Annotated in this window: 12 protein-coding genes; 3 read left to right on the top strand and 9 right to left on the bottom strand. The window is 61.6% G+C overall.

Annotated elements, in window-relative coordinates; all coding sequences use genetic code 11:
* Window positions 1-700 (bottom strand): THUMP domain-containing class I SAM-dependent RNA methyltransferase (locus AB5405_RS00245; protein ID WP_368137164.1); only part of this gene is annotated, 700 nt, incomplete at its 3' end.
* Window positions 701-775: 75 nt separating this feature from the next.
* On the opposite strand from AB5405_RS00245, the gene AB5405_RS00240 reads away from it, so the two are divergent.
* Together AB5405_RS00240 and AB5405_RS00235 are read left to right on the top strand one after the other, a co-directional pair.
* Complete coding sequence (locus AB5405_RS00240) at window positions 776-1,603, top strand: HAD-IIB family hydrolase (RefSeq protein ID WP_368137163.1); 828 nt, start codon at window positions 776-778, stop codon at window positions 1,601-1,603.
* Between the two features lie 193 nt (window positions 1,604-1,796).
* The gene (locus tag AB5405_RS00235) at window positions 1,797-2,501 is read left to right on the top strand and encodes a transaldolase (RefSeq protein ID WP_368137162.1); all 705 of its coding nucleotides are present in this window, start codon (window positions 1,797-1,799) and stop codon (window positions 2,499-2,501) included.
* Window positions 2,502-2,885: 384 nt separating this feature from the next.
* Here AB5405_RS00235 and AB5405_RS00230 read toward each other — a convergent pair whose 3' ends face one another.
* The 4 genes from AB5405_RS00230 to AB5405_RS00215 form a co-directional block, all read right to left on the bottom strand.
* Window positions 2,886-5,033, bottom strand: a complete 2,148-nt coding sequence (locus tag AB5405_RS00230) for a Tex family protein (protein WP_368137161.1) — start codon at window positions 5,031-5,033, stop codon at window positions 2,886-2,888.
* A gap of 411 nt (window positions 5,034-5,444) precedes the next feature.
* Complete coding sequence (locus AB5405_RS00225; RefSeq protein ID WP_006235665.1) at window positions 5,445-6,485, bottom strand: Gfo/Idh/MocA family protein; 1,041 nt, start codon at window positions 6,483-6,485, stop codon at window positions 5,445-5,447.
* A 69-nt stretch (window positions 6,486-6,554) separates the two neighbouring features.
* Entirely contained in the window at window positions 6,555-7,811 is a 1,257-nt protein-coding gene (locus tag AB5405_RS00220) for an MFS transporter (protein ID WP_368137159.1), read from the bottom strand.
* Window positions 7,812-7,877: 66 nt separating this feature from the next.
* Window positions 7,878-8,759, bottom strand: a complete 882-nt coding sequence (locus AB5405_RS00215) for an SDR family NAD(P)-dependent oxidoreductase (RefSeq protein WP_196033465.1) — start codon at window positions 8,757-8,759, stop codon at window positions 7,878-7,880.
* Between the two features lie 233 nt (window positions 8,760-8,992).
* On the opposite strand from AB5405_RS00215, the gene AB5405_RS00210 reads away from it, so the two are divergent.
* A complete protein-coding gene (locus tag AB5405_RS00210) occupies window positions 8,993-9,871 on the top strand; it encodes a LysR family transcriptional regulator (RefSeq protein ID WP_368137158.1) in 879 nt (292 codons plus the stop codon).
* A 43-nt stretch (window positions 9,872-9,914) separates the two neighbouring features.
* Here the strand turns inward: AB5405_RS00210 and AB5405_RS00205 are convergent, their stop codons facing one another.
* From AB5405_RS00205 to AB5405_RS00190, 4 genes are all read right to left on the bottom strand, one after another.
* Window positions 9,915-11,006 carry a GGDEF domain-containing protein gene (locus AB5405_RS00205; protein WP_368137157.1) on the bottom strand — a complete coding sequence of 364 codons (1,092 nt, stop codon included), beginning with the start codon at window positions 11,004-11,006 and terminating at the stop codon, window positions 9,915-9,917.
* A 533-nt stretch (window positions 11,007-11,539) separates the two neighbouring features.
* Window positions 11,540-13,459: an ABC transporter ATP-binding protein gene (locus AB5405_RS00200; RefSeq protein WP_368137156.1), complete on the bottom strand. Its 1,920-nt coding sequence runs from the start codon at window positions 13,457-13,459 to the stop codon at window positions 11,540-11,542.
* On the bottom strand, window positions 13,452-15,266 hold the full coding sequence (locus AB5405_RS00195; protein WP_368137155.1) for an ABC transporter ATP-binding protein: 1,815 nt from the start codon (window positions 15,264-15,266) through the stop codon (window positions 13,452-13,454). Before AB5405_RS00195 ends, AB5405_RS00200 begins: the two co-directional genes overlap by 8 nt.
* Window positions 15,259-15,765, bottom strand: a complete 507-nt coding sequence (locus AB5405_RS00190) for a MarR family winged helix-turn-helix transcriptional regulator (protein ID WP_368137154.1) — start codon at window positions 15,763-15,765, stop codon at window positions 15,259-15,261. Before AB5405_RS00190 ends, AB5405_RS00195 begins: the two co-directional genes overlap by 8 nt.
* Window positions 15,766-15,787 lie beyond the last annotated feature (22 nt).

The raw sequence follows: 15,787 nt of genomic DNA, 5'->3' as shown, positions 1-15,787 counted from the left end.
GAGCGTGGTCGGTCAGAATATTCACTGCCTCCAGCAGCAGGCCGCCGCCGGCGCACGAGGCGTCGATCAACGTGGGCAGAGCCTCGTTCTCGTAGTCGTCGGCCGTCAGCTCGCGCTCGCACAGTGCGGTCCAGCCGATCTGCGCCAACACCAGGGCGGCGTAGTCGGGGCGTAGCACGTGCACGCCCTCGCCGGCGCGGGTCGCCGCGGGCGGCAGACGCTTGAACAGCGGGTCGCCCGAAAGGTCCAGGCTGATGCTCGCGCGACGTTGGCGCAGCGAAAGCAGCAGGTGAACGTCGGGATCGGCGGCATCGACGTCGGCACGGCGACCCGTGGCCTCGGCCAGGCGATCGCACAGCGCGTCCTTGGCGCGCAGAGCCGAGAAGCGCGTGTTGCGCAGCTGCTCGGTCACGCCGCGGGCGGTGATGGCGATGGTAGCGCCGGGGCGGACGATATTCTCCCAGGCGATGTCGTAAACGCCGTCGTACAACTCATCGGCATCCTGCGCCTCAAAGCGCCCAAGCACCACAAACACGCGGCTCGCCAGGCGCGACCACAGACAGGCGCGGTAGCCTTGCTCGAGCTCGCCCTCAAATGTAGCGCGGCCCTTCAGCCGGCGAACATGCGAAAGCCCGAGGCGTTTAAGCTCATCGGCGAGTGCGGACTCAAAGCCCTCGGGGCAGCTTGCGTAAAATTCCATGGGTGACCTCTCTGGTTGCGTCGCTCCATTATATGATGGATGCTTCGTTTGCCCTTATCCTCGAAAGGAACCCATATGATTGATGCGTGCCCCGATTCCGCCGTGCTCTTTTTTGACGTGGACGGCACGCTGACGTCGTTCGATCCCGACAACATGACCGACAAGGACTTTTCGGCGGTTCGTCCCTCGCAGGCGGTCGTCGAGGCGTTTCATCGTCTGCGCGACGCGGGACACAAGGCGTTTATCTGCACGGGTCGCCCCCTGTGGCTCATCGCCGATAGCTTGCGTGCGCTCGACCCCGCGGGCGTCGTTGCCATGGCGGGCGCCACGCTCGAGGTCGAGGGCCGCGTGGTGTATGAGGACTGCTTTGACGAAGACATTGTTGAGGAGCTTGCACGCCGTATGGCCGCGGCAGGGATTGAAGCCTTTTTCGAGACCAACGTGGCTACTTTTGCCCTGGAACCCGCGGGTGTTGAGCAGTCGTCTCTGATCGGCACTTCTGTGGTGCACAGCACCGAGGAAATGCGCGTCGACGGCCGTCTGCGCGTGGGCAAGGTAGGCATCGTCGCGAGCGACCTGGCTCGCGTAGCCAACGATGATGGCTTTATCGATCGCGAGTTTGAGCTGTGCAACACCGGTGGTCAGAATCGCGAGCTGAGCCCCAAGGGCATCGACAAGGGCGTGGGCGTGGCGCGAGCGCTGGAATACCTGGGTCGCACCGGCAACGCACGCACCTTTGGCTTCGGCGATTCGGGTAACGACCTGGGCATGCTCGCTGCGGTCGAGACGGCTGTCGCCATGGGCAACGCCATGCCTGAGGTCAAGGCGGTCGCCGACTACGTGACCGACGATGTCGCACACGACGGCACCGTCACGGCGATGCAGCATTTCGGCCTCATCTAATGAATCCCGCGTTCTGACGTTTGCTCAAACTGCGACTCTTTGCTTTTGCATGCTCAATCGATTTATCAATCCAAACACTGAGGTGTTTATACCGTTCGCCGAGAAGATAAAAACCCGCAGCTCACGCCTTGATAAACATAGGTAAAGTGTTTAGCAGTTTATCGGCCGTATGCTAGCGAAAGGAATCAGGCAGATGGCAATCAAGGTGTTCGCTGACGGTGCAAACCTCGAGGGCATGCTCGACATGTACGAGAACGGCAACGTTCAGGGTTTCACGACCAACCCGTCCCTTATGAAGAAGGGTGGCGTGACGGATTACCGCGCGTTTGCCAAAGAGGTCTTGACCCACATCACCGATGTGTCCGTCTCGTTTGAGGTCTTTGCCGACGACGTCGAGACCATGGAGGTCGAGGCGCTCGAGATTGCTACCTGGGCCGAGAACGTCTACGTCAAGATTCCGTGCGTGACCACCAAGGGCGAGTCCACCGCCGAGCTGGTGCGCAAGCTTTCGGCCGACGGCATCAAGGTCAACGTCACCACCATCTTTACGCCTACGCAGGTCGATGAGATGGTCGAGGCCGTTGACACCGAGACGCCGTCCATCATTTCGCTCTTTGCCGGTCGCATCGCCGATACCGGCGTCGATCCCATTCCGTTTATGACGGAGTCGGTGAAGAAGGCCGCCGCAAAGCCCAACTGCGAGGTCCTGTGGGCGTCCACGCGCGAGCTCATCAACATTTACCAGGCCGAGGCCTGCGGTTGCCAGATCATCACGGTGCCCAACAGCATCCTGGCCAAGCGCAAGAACATTGGTCGCGACCCGTACGAGGTCTCGCTCGATACCGTGCGCGGTTTTGCCAAGGATATCGCCGCTTTGGGCTTCCATATTCTGCCGTAACGCGAACACTGGCTACGCCGCGGGCTGCTCGCCCCGGCCTTTCCTTTCCCTATCGCTCACGCGCTTCGCGAGGGTCGCGCTAGGGAAAGGGAAGGCCGGGGCTGCCGGCACGAGCTTGCCAGCAAGTTGGCGCTTGGCTTCCATATCCTGCCGTGGGCAAAGGTACCCCCGCCTGCGCCGTGCAAAATCGAGAGTATTCAGCAAGGTAAAGGTCTTTATCAGTTAACCGAAGCATGAAACGGCCCCCGTTTTGGCTCTGACGACGCTAAAACGGGGGCTGTTTTTTGCTTTTTCGTCTCTGAGGGGCATCCGGAACGGTGGAATTTGCAGAATACTCGCGATTTTGCACATCGCGAGAGGGGGGGGACCCTTGCTTTAGGCGGTTTACTTGCCCTGTACCATGGTGAGTGAGATCTTCTTGCGGTCGCGATCGACCTTTTCGACCCACACCTTGACCGTGTCACCGACGCGCACGACGTCGCTGGGGTGCTTGACAAAGCGGTTGGCCAGCTTAGAGATATGTACGAGGCCGTCCTGGTGCACTCCCACGTCGACGAAGGCGCCAAAGTCCACAACGTTGCGCACCGTGCCCTTGAGTTCCATGCCGGGCTCTAGGACGTCGATGGAAAGCGCCGAGCGGCTAAAGACCACCTCGGGCGCGTCGTCGCGCGGGTCGCGGCCGGGCTTCTTGAGCTCGTTAACGATGTCGATGAGCGTTAGGGTGCCGCAGTCCAGGTCGCTTGCCAGCGCCGAGATGCTGCCCAGACGGCGCTCGATGTCGGGCACGCCGCCGCGGCTGAGCTCGCTTGCTTTAACGCCGGCGCGTTCCAGGACGGACGTGGCCACCTCGTAGCTCTCGGGGTGGACGCTCGTCGCGTCGAGCGGGTTCTTGCCGCCGCTGATGCGCAGGAAACCCGCGGCGTTGAGGTATGCCTTGGGCCCCAGCTTGGGGACCTTCTTGAGCTGGCGGCGATCGGTAAAGGCACCGTTTTCCTCGCGGTAGGCCACGATGTTTTTGGCCACGCTCGGCGTGATGCCCGATACGTATCCCAGCAGGCTTGCGCTCGCGGTATTCACGTCGACGCCCACGCGGTTGACGACGTCCTCCACCACGTGGCCCAGAGTGCGCGAAAGCTCGGCCTGGTCAAGGTCGTGCTGGTACTGGCCAACGCCGATGGACTGGGGCGGGATCTTGACGAGCTCTGCCAGCGGGTCCTGTAGACGGCGGCCCAGGCTCATGGCGCCACGCACGGTGACGTCCAGATCGGGATACTCCTGGCTGGCGAGCTCGGAGGCGGAGTACACCGATGCGCCGGCCTCGTTGACGATGGTGTATCGCAGCTCAGGCGCCTGCTCGGCGATGAACTCCGAGACGACTTCCTCGGTCTCGCGGCTGGCGGTGCCGTTGCCGATGACGATGGTGTTGACGCTGTCCTTTTTGACGAGGCGGGCGAGCTCGCGCTTGGTGCCGGCGACGTCGTGGCGCGGCTTGGTGGGATAGACCACGCCGTGGTCGAGCAGCTTGCCGGTCTCGTCCATGACGGCGACCTTGCAGCCGGTGCGGTAGCCCGGATCGAGCGCGAGCACGCGGGCGCCGCGCACGGGGCGTGCCGAGAGCAGGCCCTCGAGATTCTTGGCAAAGACATTGATGGCCTCGGTCTGCGCACGGACGGTGAGTTTGGCGCGGGCCTCGCGCTCCAGCGAGGGGGCCATGAGGCGCTTGTAGCCGTCGGCGATGGCGGCGTCAAAGACGGGCGCGAAGACGCCCTGGCGTCGGGGCCAACGGCTGCCGAGGCGTGCCGTGGCGGCGGCGCCGTCGACGTTCACGCGCACGCGGAGCTTGCCCTCGCGCTCACCGCGGTCGATAGCCAGCACGCGGTGGTTGGGTATACGGCGCAGCGGCTCATCATAGCTGTAGTACGGCTCGTAGGGGGTCTTCTCGGTGGGGTCGGTGGCCTCGACGACGATGTCTGCGGTGTTTTGCGTAAAGGCACGCAGGTCGGCGACGTTCTCGGGGTCCTCGGCCACCGTCTCGGCCACGATGTCCGCCGCGCCGGCGAGCGCCTTCTCGGGCGTGTCGAAGCCGGCTTCCTCGTTGACGTATGCCGCGGCGGCGTCGAGCGCGCTGCCCTTGGCCGAGGCCTGCATGATGACCATGTTGGCAAGTGGCTCCAGGCCTGCCTCGCGGGCCTTCTGTGCGCGGGTCATGCGCTTTTTGCGGTAGGGCTTGTAGAGGTCCTCGACACGCTGGAGCTGCGTGGCCTCGCGAATTTGCTGTTCGAGCTCGGGCGTAAGTTTGCCCTGGGCGTCGATGAGCAGAATGACGTCCTCTTTGCGCTGTTCAAGATTGCGCAGGTAGGACAGGCGCTCGTCGAGTGCGCGCAGGGCGACGTCGTCCATTCCGCCTGTGGCTTCCTTGCGGTAGCGCGAGATAAAGGGGATGGTGTTGCCCTCGTCGATGAGCTTGACGGCTGCCTCGATGTTGGCGGCCTTAAGGTTGAGCTCGTGGGCGAGCTGGGCGATAAGATCCATGGGACTCCTTGCGTTTAAGGTGCGTTTGCAGCACAGGGCTACCAAGGATACCACCCGTTTCAAAAGACTGTTTTGGGCCCGCGCCACGAAAACGACCTATCTACTACGTTTGAACCGTATGGGTCGACCATCCCCCGGTTTTCCGAGAATGCGCAAGCCGTCTACCTGCGCTTTTGATTTTAGGAAATTCGGCATGGTTGAGGGCGGTCAGTTAAACGTAGTAGATAGGCCCATTTCGTGGCGAACGAACCAAGCTGAGGCGCAAAATGGCCCCCGTCCCAGAAAAATCGTCGGCAAGGTAGCAAAATGCCCCGCGGGCAGGAGGCTGCTCGCGGGGCAAAGAAGAGGGGCTTGTTGGTAGCGGACCGAGGGGCTTGGCATGGGGTTTCTGCCGCGGTCGCTTTTAAGGCATTACAGCTCGACGAGCTGGCCGGTCTCGGCGGCCTCCTTGATGGCGTTGAGAAGCGTGAGCGTCTTGACGTTATCGGCGGGGGTCACGACGGGCTCGACCTCGCGGCGGACAACCTTCACAAAGTGCTTGAGCTGCATCTTGTGCGGCAGTGCCGGGTCGACGGCCGGAATCTCCATCTGCAGCGGCTTGTGCCAGTTAGAGGCGCCGTCGTAGGAGAACTGGTGCAGGCGGGGCAGCGACAGGGCGCCCTTAGTGCCGCCGATAAAGTAGGCGTCGGCGTCGAAGGGGCGGTACTGCGGATCCTCGCGGGCGGTGGCCTCCCAGTTCCAGGGGCTGGCGGTGGCGTCGGAGATGGTCATGCTTGCGAGCGCGCCATCGGCAAAACGGACGTTGACCACGGCGGAGTCCTCGGTCTCAAAACCGCGGGCGGCGCTGGACTGCATACCCTGGACGGCAACGGGCTCGCCCAGCAGGTAACGGAGCAGGTCGACGTCGTGCACCAGGTTGACCAGGATCGGGCCGGCACCCTTCTTGCGGCGCCACTCGACATCGAAATACTCGTCATTCTTATAGATCATGTAGTGGAAGCTCGACACGGTGAGCTTGCCCAGCTCGCCGGACTCGATGATCTCCTTGGCCTTGTTGACGAAGGGGTTGTGGCGACGGTGCTGGCCCACGAGCACGGGCACGCCGGCGGTCTCGGCCTCGGCAGCGAAAGCCTGGGCATCCTCCAGGTCGTTGGAGATCGGCTTTTCGACCAACGGCACGATATTGCGCTTCACAGCCTCGCGAGCAACGCCCAGGTGCAGGTCGTTGGGGGTGGCGATAATGACGGCCTCGGGCTTGACCTCGTCCATCATCTGGGCGGGATCGGTGTAAAACGGCACGCCGGCGGCCTCGGCCGTGGCGCGGGCGCCCTCAAAGGCGTCGGCGATGGCGACGAGCTCGGCCTCGGGCTCCTCGGTGACAAAGCGGATGTGGTTGCGGCCCATGGCGCCGGCGCCGATAACGGCAATGCGGACGGGATTGAGCTCAGACATTTCGACTCCTTAATACTGGTGGCCGGTGGAATGTGACAAAGGGGCAGTCCTTTTGTCACGTCGGTAAAACTAGGCGGACTTCTTCTTGCTGTCGGAGACCATCATGTAGACGGTGAGCACGACGGCGATGGCGGCGATCACGATGGCGCCGTAGAAGGACTGCTGGTAGGCGGCGCTGCCGGCCTCGGCGTGATACAGCACGGCAGTGATGGGCTGGCTGATCCAGGTGGAAGCGGCGTAACCCAGGAACATGATGCCGTAGTTGACGCCGATGTTGCTGGTACCGAAAGCGCCACCGGTGAGCGGCGGGTAGATGACGAGCAGGGCGCCAAAACTAAAGCCGAGCAGGGCGAGCGCCACGAAGAACATGCTCTGCGTAAAGCTCATCGACATGATGACGAGCGCGACGATGGTGACGACAAGGCTGATGAGCAGCGACTTGTAGGCACCGAGCTTGTCGATGATCTGACCAAAGGACAGACGGCCGACCAGGTTGGCGCAGGTGTTGACGGAGACGACCACACCGCCGAGGGCGACGGCAGCGGCGCTCGTGGGATCGGCGAAGAGCTGGACGGCGGCGATGGAAGCAACCTTGCCGACGAGCAGGGTGCCGGCGGTGGCGGCAAAGGCGAAGGTGATGATGAGGACCCAGAAGCGCGGGGTCTTGACCATCTCACCCGGGGTGAGGTCGCCGAAGGTGCCGGCGTGCGCGCCGCCCTTGGGGGCCTCGAAGCCCTCGGGCAGCCAGCCGGCCTCGGGGGCCTTCAGGAACAGGGCGGAGGCGGCGATCATCACAAAGAAGATGACGCCGAGTGCCTTAAGGGCACCGAAGATGCCCAGGCTCGGGATGAGCAACGAGGCGAGAACCGGGGACAGCACGGCGGGACCGGCGGTCGAAGCGGCCAGGGTGATGCCGGAGGCGAGGCCCTTCTTGTCGATGAACCACTTTTGGCCGGTGGTGAGCGCCGGGTTGTAGCCCAGGCCGTTGCCGACGGCGGCGACAAGCGAGAACCACAGGTAGAACTGCCACGGCTCGGTGACGGTGCCGGACATGAACCAGCCCAGGCCGTAGCACACGGCGGCGGCGATCACGACGTTGCGCGGGCCAATCTTATCGGAGATGCGGCCGGCGAAGATGCCCGTCACGGCCATGATGGTCTGGAAGACGGGGAAGGCCCAGGTGAGGGCGCTGGACCACTCGGGATAGACGGCGAGCAGGTTTTTGCTCACGACGGAGTACAGCGCGATGGAGCTGATAAAGAACATGGTGACGCACGCGGCGGAAAGCACGACGGCGCGACCCTTGTTGGAGTTGCTGGAAGCCATTTGACTCTTTCTAATCGATACGGGGGAGGAGCGGGCGTGTCCGCGGGGCCTCCCTGTCAGGTTGGTTTACTGGTCGGTCGGCTTGGCGACGCCGGACTCATCGGACCAGAGCTCGACACCCTTGTTCTTAAGGTAGTTGTCGGCATAGGCGCGACGGCCGCCGGGCTTGGCGGTGAGGTCGCCCATCATATTGGAGAAGCCGCCATCGACCTTGATGGCGTCGCCGGTGGTAAAGTCCGAGCGCTTGGACGCCAGGAACATGACGGCGTTGGCGATATCGCTGACCTCGCCGATGCGACGCGTGGCGATCAGACGGCTGCGGCTCTTTTCGACCTCGGGATCGGCGTAGAAGTTGGCTGACATCGGGGTCTTAACGAAGCAAGGCTCGACGCAGTTGGAGCGCACGCCGTAGGGGCCCCACTCGGCAGCCAGCATCTTGGACATCATGTTGACGCCCGCCTTGGTGGAGCTGTACACGCCCGAGAACGTCTCGGGGGAGTGGCTGGCGACGGTCGAGATGTGCACCAGGCGGCCCTGGCCGGCCTTGATCATCTCGCGACCAAAGCGCTGCGAGGTGATGAAGTAGCCGGTGAGGTTGACGTTGATGACCTCATTCCAGTCGGAGAGCGGCAGGTCCTCCATGGCGGCGAAGCGCAGGATACCGGCGGTGTTGACGAGGACGTCGACGCGACCGAAGTCGGCGATGGTGGCGTCGACGGCGGCCTGAACCTCGGCCTCGTCGGTGGCGTTCATCTTGTAACCCTCGGCGTGGATGCCAAACTCGGCAGCGAGGTCGGCGGCAGCAGCCTTGACCTTCTCCTCGTCCAGGTCGAGCAGGACGACGTTGGCGCCGTTGCGGGCGAACTCGCGGCAAATCTCGACGCCCATACCGCCGAGCGCGCCAGTCACGGCGCAGACATCGCCCTCGAGCTTAAGCCAATTGCTCATAGGAACTTCCCTTCTTGTGCCTCCCGGTGGGTCGCTCCCATTAACCGACCCACGTGGTTTTCGCTGGTTATCGTATGCTTTGCATTTGCGCAGGTGAATTGCATATTTGTTAGAATGGCGTTAACCGTAGGTTTATACTGTGCGATGCAGTTTTTTCTCAATTGAGCGCGTGACCTGCCAAAACGACCCCCTTCGGCAGTTCATTGCCATGCGTCTGGAAACGGGAGATTGACGTGTACGATCGACGACTCGAGGCCATATCGGCCGCCGCGGAGCTGGGAAGCTTCTCGCGTGCGGCGGCAAAATTGCGCGTGTCGACCCCGGCGCTCGTCAAGCAGGTGTCGGGCTTCGAGGCCGAGTTTGGCATCACGTTGTTCGAGCGCTCGCATTCGGGTGTTAAGGTGACGCCGGCGGGCGCTCTGCTGGTGGACGACGCGCGCTCGATCATGCGGCAGTCCGAGGATACGCTGCGTCGCGCCCGACGCGCGGCGGGCGATGGCGGTGCCGTGCGTCTGGGCGTGTCGATGATGTGCCCGGGGCGCCAAACGCTGTCGATGTGGACGGACATCCACGATCTGGAACCATCGCTGCGATTTGAGATCGTGCCGGTAAGCGACCTCTATGACGAGCGCGAATCCGTCATGCGCAGCTTGGGCCGCGAGGTGGATGTAGTGCAGTCGAGTTTTTCTACTCCACGCTGGGGCGACGCCTGCCAAAAGCTTCGCATCGTTAACGTGCCGTTTTATATCGACCTGCCGCGCACGAGCCCGCTGGCGCGCAAGACGCGCATCACAGTTGCCGACTTAGAGGGCATGCGCCTGCGCGTGCTCCGTCACGGCAACGACGCTATGGACAGTCTGCGTATCGATCTGTTGGCCGACGGCGGCGTAGACGTGATCGACGTGGACAGCTTTGACTTTGTGCTCTTTAACGAGGCAGAGGAAAAGGGCGACGCGGTGCTCACCTGCGGCGCATGGTCGGGGGTGCACCCGGCCTTTGTGGGCGTGCCGTTCCTGTGCGGGCGAGAGGTGCCGGTCTTTTTGCACTATCCGCTCGAGCCCACCCTCCAAGTACAAAAATTCGTCAACGCCATGGCCCAACTCCTCAAGTAGCCAAAAGAGTCCCGTCCCAAATTAGCTACCCTTTGCTACGGGTTTAGCGGTCCTCGCGTTGCGGCCCGGCTGCCTCGGCTGTCTTTACGCGGTTCTTATCGACGTACATGTTCTTGTCGGCCTGGGAAAAGAGTTCGCGCATGGTAGGCGGCTCGTCAAAATCGCTGGAAAGCGCATAGCCCACCGCGTAGCTGATGGGCATATCGGGGTGGACTTCGGAATACTCGTTCACGTTCGCGCGAATCCGAGTGAGACAAGATTCCACAGCGGCTCGGTCGGCATCCCGCAGCACCGCGATAAACTCATCGCCGCCGTCGCGACCCACAAAGCACGTCTCCGACGCCACACTTCCCAGTTGTTGGGCAAAAGAGCGAATGTATTCATCGCCCTTCTCATGGCCGAAGTTGTTATTGACCATATGCAGATTGTTAAGGTCGAAGACGCACACCGCAACGGGCTCCTCCGCGGAGACAGGCTGCTCCTGCCCCAAGATCTCCTCGCACTTGTTCTTGTTGGGCAGCCCCGTGGCTTCGTCGAGATAGACTTTGCTCTGCAGTTCGCGATTGAGCGCGGCGGTGCGCACCGCGCGAACGAGTTCGACCGCAAAGGTCGCCACCAAGCCCACGATGTCGATGATCACCAAGCCCTCGAGATAGTTGAGCGCCGACGCCTTCTCCTGAGAGTAGTCCTCTGCGAGTCGCGTAGCATCGTCGCAAATGCCAAAGAATTTCTCGCTCATGGAGATGATGTCGGTGTTCTCGTAGCCGACTTCGCGCACACGGATGATCTCGGTGCAAAGCTCATCAAAATAATTTGCAAGCTCGGTCATTTTTGCCTGATACTCATCGTCGTCGAGACGGACGAGGTTGAGGTCGTCACTTCCGTAACGCAAACCGTTGATGTATGAATCCACGGCTTTGAGCAGGTCATCTTGAGGCTGGCCCGCATCCTCGAGCTTAACGATTCGCTGCGTGGTACCGCGCACCAGACCGGCGTAGTTGACCACACGCGCCGTGCCCTGGATATCGGAGACGAGCAGCATAACATTGATGAAGAAGAAGATGAGAACTGCCGTGAGCACCATCATGAGCAGGCGCACCGCCTGGCCGGCCTTCTTGGCGACAGAAGTATTCACAAGTTCACTCCCCTAAATGACAAAAGAACAGGTAGCACGCAGTGTGCTGAAATTCATGGGTGGTTAACTCTACCATATGGGCCAGCAGCCTCAAACTGCAGCAGACGCTCGTCCAAATTGGCGTGACGCTTGCCTTGTTGTTCTTGACCTGGCCGCGCTATCGGACATGCTTCTGGTCTTGGATCACCATGGGAAAGCTCATCCCGTTTTGTGCGTCTAGAGTGGGATGCGGCTTCCCAAAGGTGCCGTTAGGGGAAACCACATCCCGGTTTATGCCCTTGAAATGGGATGCCGTTTCCCGGAGGGGGCCCAGCGGGAAACGGCATCCCATTTTGGGCCCGAAAAGTGGGATACGGTTTCCGGCCGGCATGAATAAAGCCTCCGCAGCTCGTGTGGCTGCGGAGGCTTTATTCGTTGCGGCGCATTGTGTTTGGGCCGTTGAGATGAGTCGATTTGCCCCGAAAGAGGTGGGCATTGACCTTGGGATCATGTCCGACGAACGAGCGGTAAATCGGCCATCTCGGCGAGCCGAACTACTCCAGCTCAAACGCTCCGGTATAGAGCTGGTAGTAATACCCACGCTTGGCGATCAGCTCGTCGTGGTTACCGCGCTCGATAATGCGGCCGTGGTCCAGGCAGATGATCGCGTCGGAGTTGCGCACGGTGGACAGACGGTGCGCGATGACAAACGTCGTGCGGCCCTCCATGAGCTTGTCCATGCCCGCTTGCACGATAGCCTCGGTGCGGGTGTCAATGCTCGACGTGGCCTCGTCCAGAATCATTGCCGGCGGATCGGCGACGGCGGCGCGTGCGATCGAAATCAGCTGACGCTGGCCCTGCGACAGCTGCGCGCCGTTGCCGGTGAGCATGGTATCGTAGCCGTCGGGCAGGCGGGTGATAAAGTCATCCGCGCCCGCGAGCTTGGCCGCTGCGATGCACTCCTCGTCGGTGGCGTCCAGGTTGCCGTAGCGGATGTTATCCATCACGGTGCCGGTGAACAGGTTCACGTCCTGTAGCACGACGCCCAGCGAGCGGCGCAGGTCGGCCTTGCGGATCTTGTTGACGTTGATGCCGTCGTAACGGATTTTGCCGTCGGCGATGTCGTAGAAGCGGTTGATGAGGTTGGTGATGGTCGTCTTGCCGGCACCGGTGGCGCCGACAAACGCGACCTTCTGGCCCGGCTTGGCAAACACAGACACGCCGTGCAGCACCTCGTGGTCGGGCGTGTAGCCAAAGTCGACGTTGTCCATGACCAGATCGCCGCGCAGCGGTACGTACTCGATCTCGCCGGTTGCGCGGTGCGGATGTTTCCATGCCCACATGCCGGTGTGGTGGTCGGCCTCCTCGAGCTGCCAAGTATCGGGGTTCACCTGCGCGTTGACGAGCGTCACATAGCCTTCGTCGGCTTCGGGCTTCTCGTCGATGAGCTCAAAGATGCGGTCGGCGCCGGCGAGTCCCATGACCACGGCGTTGATCTGCTGCGAGATCTGACCGATCTGTCCGCAGAATTGCTTGGTCATGTTGAGGAACGGCACTACGACGGCGATGGACAGCGTCATGCCCGAGATGCTCAGGTTGGGCACGCCCAGCGCCAGGAAAATGCCGCCTGCCAGTGCGACCAGCACGTAGAGCAGGTTGCCCAGGTTCATAAGGATAGGCATGAGGATGTTGGCGTACATGTTGGCCTTTTGCGAGACCTCGAAGAGCTTTTCGTTGCGCTCGTCAAAATCGGCCTCGGCGGCAGACTCGTGGCAGAATGCCTTGACGACCTTCTGGCCGTTCATGACTTCCTCGATATGGCCCTCGACAACGCCGAGCTCGGTCTGCTGCGCGATAAAGAAGCGCGCGGAGTTGGAGCCGAGCAGCTTGGTCATAAAGGTCATAAAGGCGACGCCTGCCACAATGACCAGGCACATCCAAACGCTGTAGTACAGCATGATAAAGAACACCGTGACGATGACGATGGTCGTCATGAGCAGGTTGGGCAGCGACTGGCTGATCATCTGGCGCAGCGTGTCGATGTCGTTTGTGTAGTGGCTCATGATGTCGCCGCGCTGGTGCGTGTCGAAGTAGCGGATCGGCAGGTCCTGCATGCGGTTGAACATCTTCTCGCGCAGCTTCTCGAGCGAGCCCTGCGTGACGATGGCCATGGCGCGGTTCCAGAAGAGCGAGGACAGGATGCCGACGCCGTAGATGCAGGCGAGGGTGGTCACGAGCTGTGCGATCTTGGGCTGTGCAGCTTCCCAATCGCCCGACTGCCACGATTCGCTAATAATCTGCAGGGCGCTCTGAAGGAAGGTCGCGCCGATGGAGTTGATGATGGCGCAGAGCACCACGCCGACGACGACGAGGGGCAAAAGCACGGGGTAGAAGCCAAAGAGCGTCTTGATGAGGCGCGACATGGTGCCACCCTTGCGGTTGAGCGCGCGCTCGGCGGTCGTTGCCTTACTCATGTGCCTCGCCTCCTTCCTGGGTCTGAGCTTGTGTTGCGGATGCCTCGGTGTCGGCTTCGACGGCCTCTTCGCCCTCGGCAGACATCTTGTTCTGCGAGGTAAAGGTCTCGCGGTAGATCTCGCTCGTCTTGAGCAGCTCATCGTGGTTGCCGATCTGCGCGATGCGGCCGCCCTCCATGACGATGATGCGGTCTGCATCCTGCACGGAGCTAATGCGCTGGGCGATGATGAGCTTGGTCGTGTTGGGCAGATAGCTTGCCAGCCCTGCGCGAATCTTGGCGTCGGTCTTGGTGTCGACGGCGCTGGTGGAGTCGTCCAGGATCAAGATCTTGGGGCGACGCAGCAGGGCGCGCGCAATGCACAGGCGCTGCTTCTGACCGCCGGAAACATTGGAGCCGCCCTGTTCGATCCAGGTGTCATAGCCCTTGGGGAAGCCGTCGACAAACTCGTCGGCGCAGGCCAGATGTGCCGCCTCGCGGACCTCCTCGTCGGTGGCGTTCGGGTCGCCCCAGCGCAGATTCTCGGCGATGGTGCCGCTAAACAGCACGTTTTTCTGTAGCACCATGGCCACTTGGTGGCGCAAGGCGTCCAAGTCGTAGTCGCGCACGTCCATGCCGCCCACGCGCACGGTGCCCTCGGTGGCGTCGTACAGGCGGGCGATGAGGTTTACAAGCGTGGACTTGGCCGAGCCGGTGCCGCCGATGATGCCGATGGTCTCGCCGCTCTTAATGTGCAGGTCGATATCGTCGAGCGCCTGGCGCTTCGCATGCGCGGAATACTTAAAGCTCACGTGGTCAAAGTCGATGGAACCGTCGGCAACCTCGAGCACGGGCTCGGCGGGATCGGCGATCGTGGGCTCGGCGGCTAGCACCTCGGTGATGCGGTGCGCCGATTCGTCGGCCATGGTCACCATGACAAAGATCATCGACAGCTGCATCAGGCTCATAAGGATCTGGAAGCCATAGGTAAAGATCGAGGAGAGCTGGCCCACGTCGAACAGGGTGCCCTGGCTCGTGATGATGAGCTTGGAGCCCAGGTAGATGATGACGACGAACGCGCCGTTGACGCAGATGTTCATCATGGGGTTGTTAAAGGCCAGCAGCTTCTCGGCGCGGGTGAAGTCCATTTGGACGTCGCGTGCGGCGGTCGCGAACTTCTCCTTCTCAAAGTCTTCGCGCACATAGCTCTTGACCACGCGCATGCCGGTGACGTTTTCCTCGACGGACTCGTTAAGGGCGTCGTACTTGTGGAACACGCGCGAGAAGATGGGACGCACCTTAAAGATGATAAAGAACAGCCCAAAGCCCAGCAGCGGAATGATGACCAGGTAGACCATGGCGACGCTGCCGCCCATGATAAATGCCATGGTAAAGGCGAAGATCAATACCAGCGGCGCGCGCACGGCGATACGGATGATCATCATAAAGGCCTGCTGCACGTTGTTGATATCGGTGGTCAGGCGCGTGACGAGCGAGGAGCTCGAGAACTCATCGATGTTGGCAAAGCTGAACGTCTGGATCTTGTAGAACAGATCGTGACGCAGGTTCTTAGCGAAGCCGCAACTCGCATGGCTGCAGGTGACGCCGGCAGCGGCGCCAAAAGCAAGCGACGTCAGCGCGATGAGCACCAAAAAGCCCGCGGTGGGAAGCATTTCGGCTACGGTGGCGCCGTCTTTGATGGCGTCGATCAGGTTGGCAGTGATAAATGGAATCAGCATCTCGCAGAGCACCTCGCCAAGCACGAGCAATGGCGTGGCAACAGTGACTTTCATATAGTCGCGGATGCTGCCCATGAGGGTTTTAATCATCCAGTTCCTCCCAGGTTACACGGATTTTATCGAGCATTTCGGCGAGGTCCTCGCGCTCGTCGTGGGTGAGCGCGCTAAAGGCCTGCTCTCTAAAGCGAATGCGGGCTGCCTGGTCGATGCGGGCGTTTTCCCGGCCGGTTTCGGTCAGGCGAATGGTGAGCTGCCGTCGATCCTTGGGGTTACGGCTGCGCTCGATGAGGCCGTTGAGCTCGAGCTTGGACAGGATCTCGGAAAGCGACCCCGGCTTGAGGTCAAAGTGCATGCCGAGTTCCTGCTGCGAGATCTCGCCGCCGGGTTGCTTGGCCAGCAGGCAGATGATGGGCGCCTTGCCGGACACGCCTCCGCCATGAAAATGCATGTAATGGCCGCAAAACCCAAGCCCATTGAGGATTCGCTTGGCAAGCTTGTCTTCTGAGCTAACCGCTTCGGGTGCATCCGCCGGCTGTGACGGGTCGCCGCCGGGCTCGTGCGAACAAAGGTTAAGAGGTTCATCGCACATGAATTAGTGTTGCTCCTTTCTT

Source organism: Collinsella aerofaciens, assembly GCF_040920445.1.
GTDB classification, from domain to species: domain Bacteria; phylum Actinomycetota; class Coriobacteriia; order Coriobacteriales; family Coriobacteriaceae; genus Collinsella; species Collinsella aerofaciens_BH.
The sequence above is the reverse complement of the archived record's forward strand: the minus strand, read 5'-3'. Positions and strand labels throughout refer to the sequence as shown.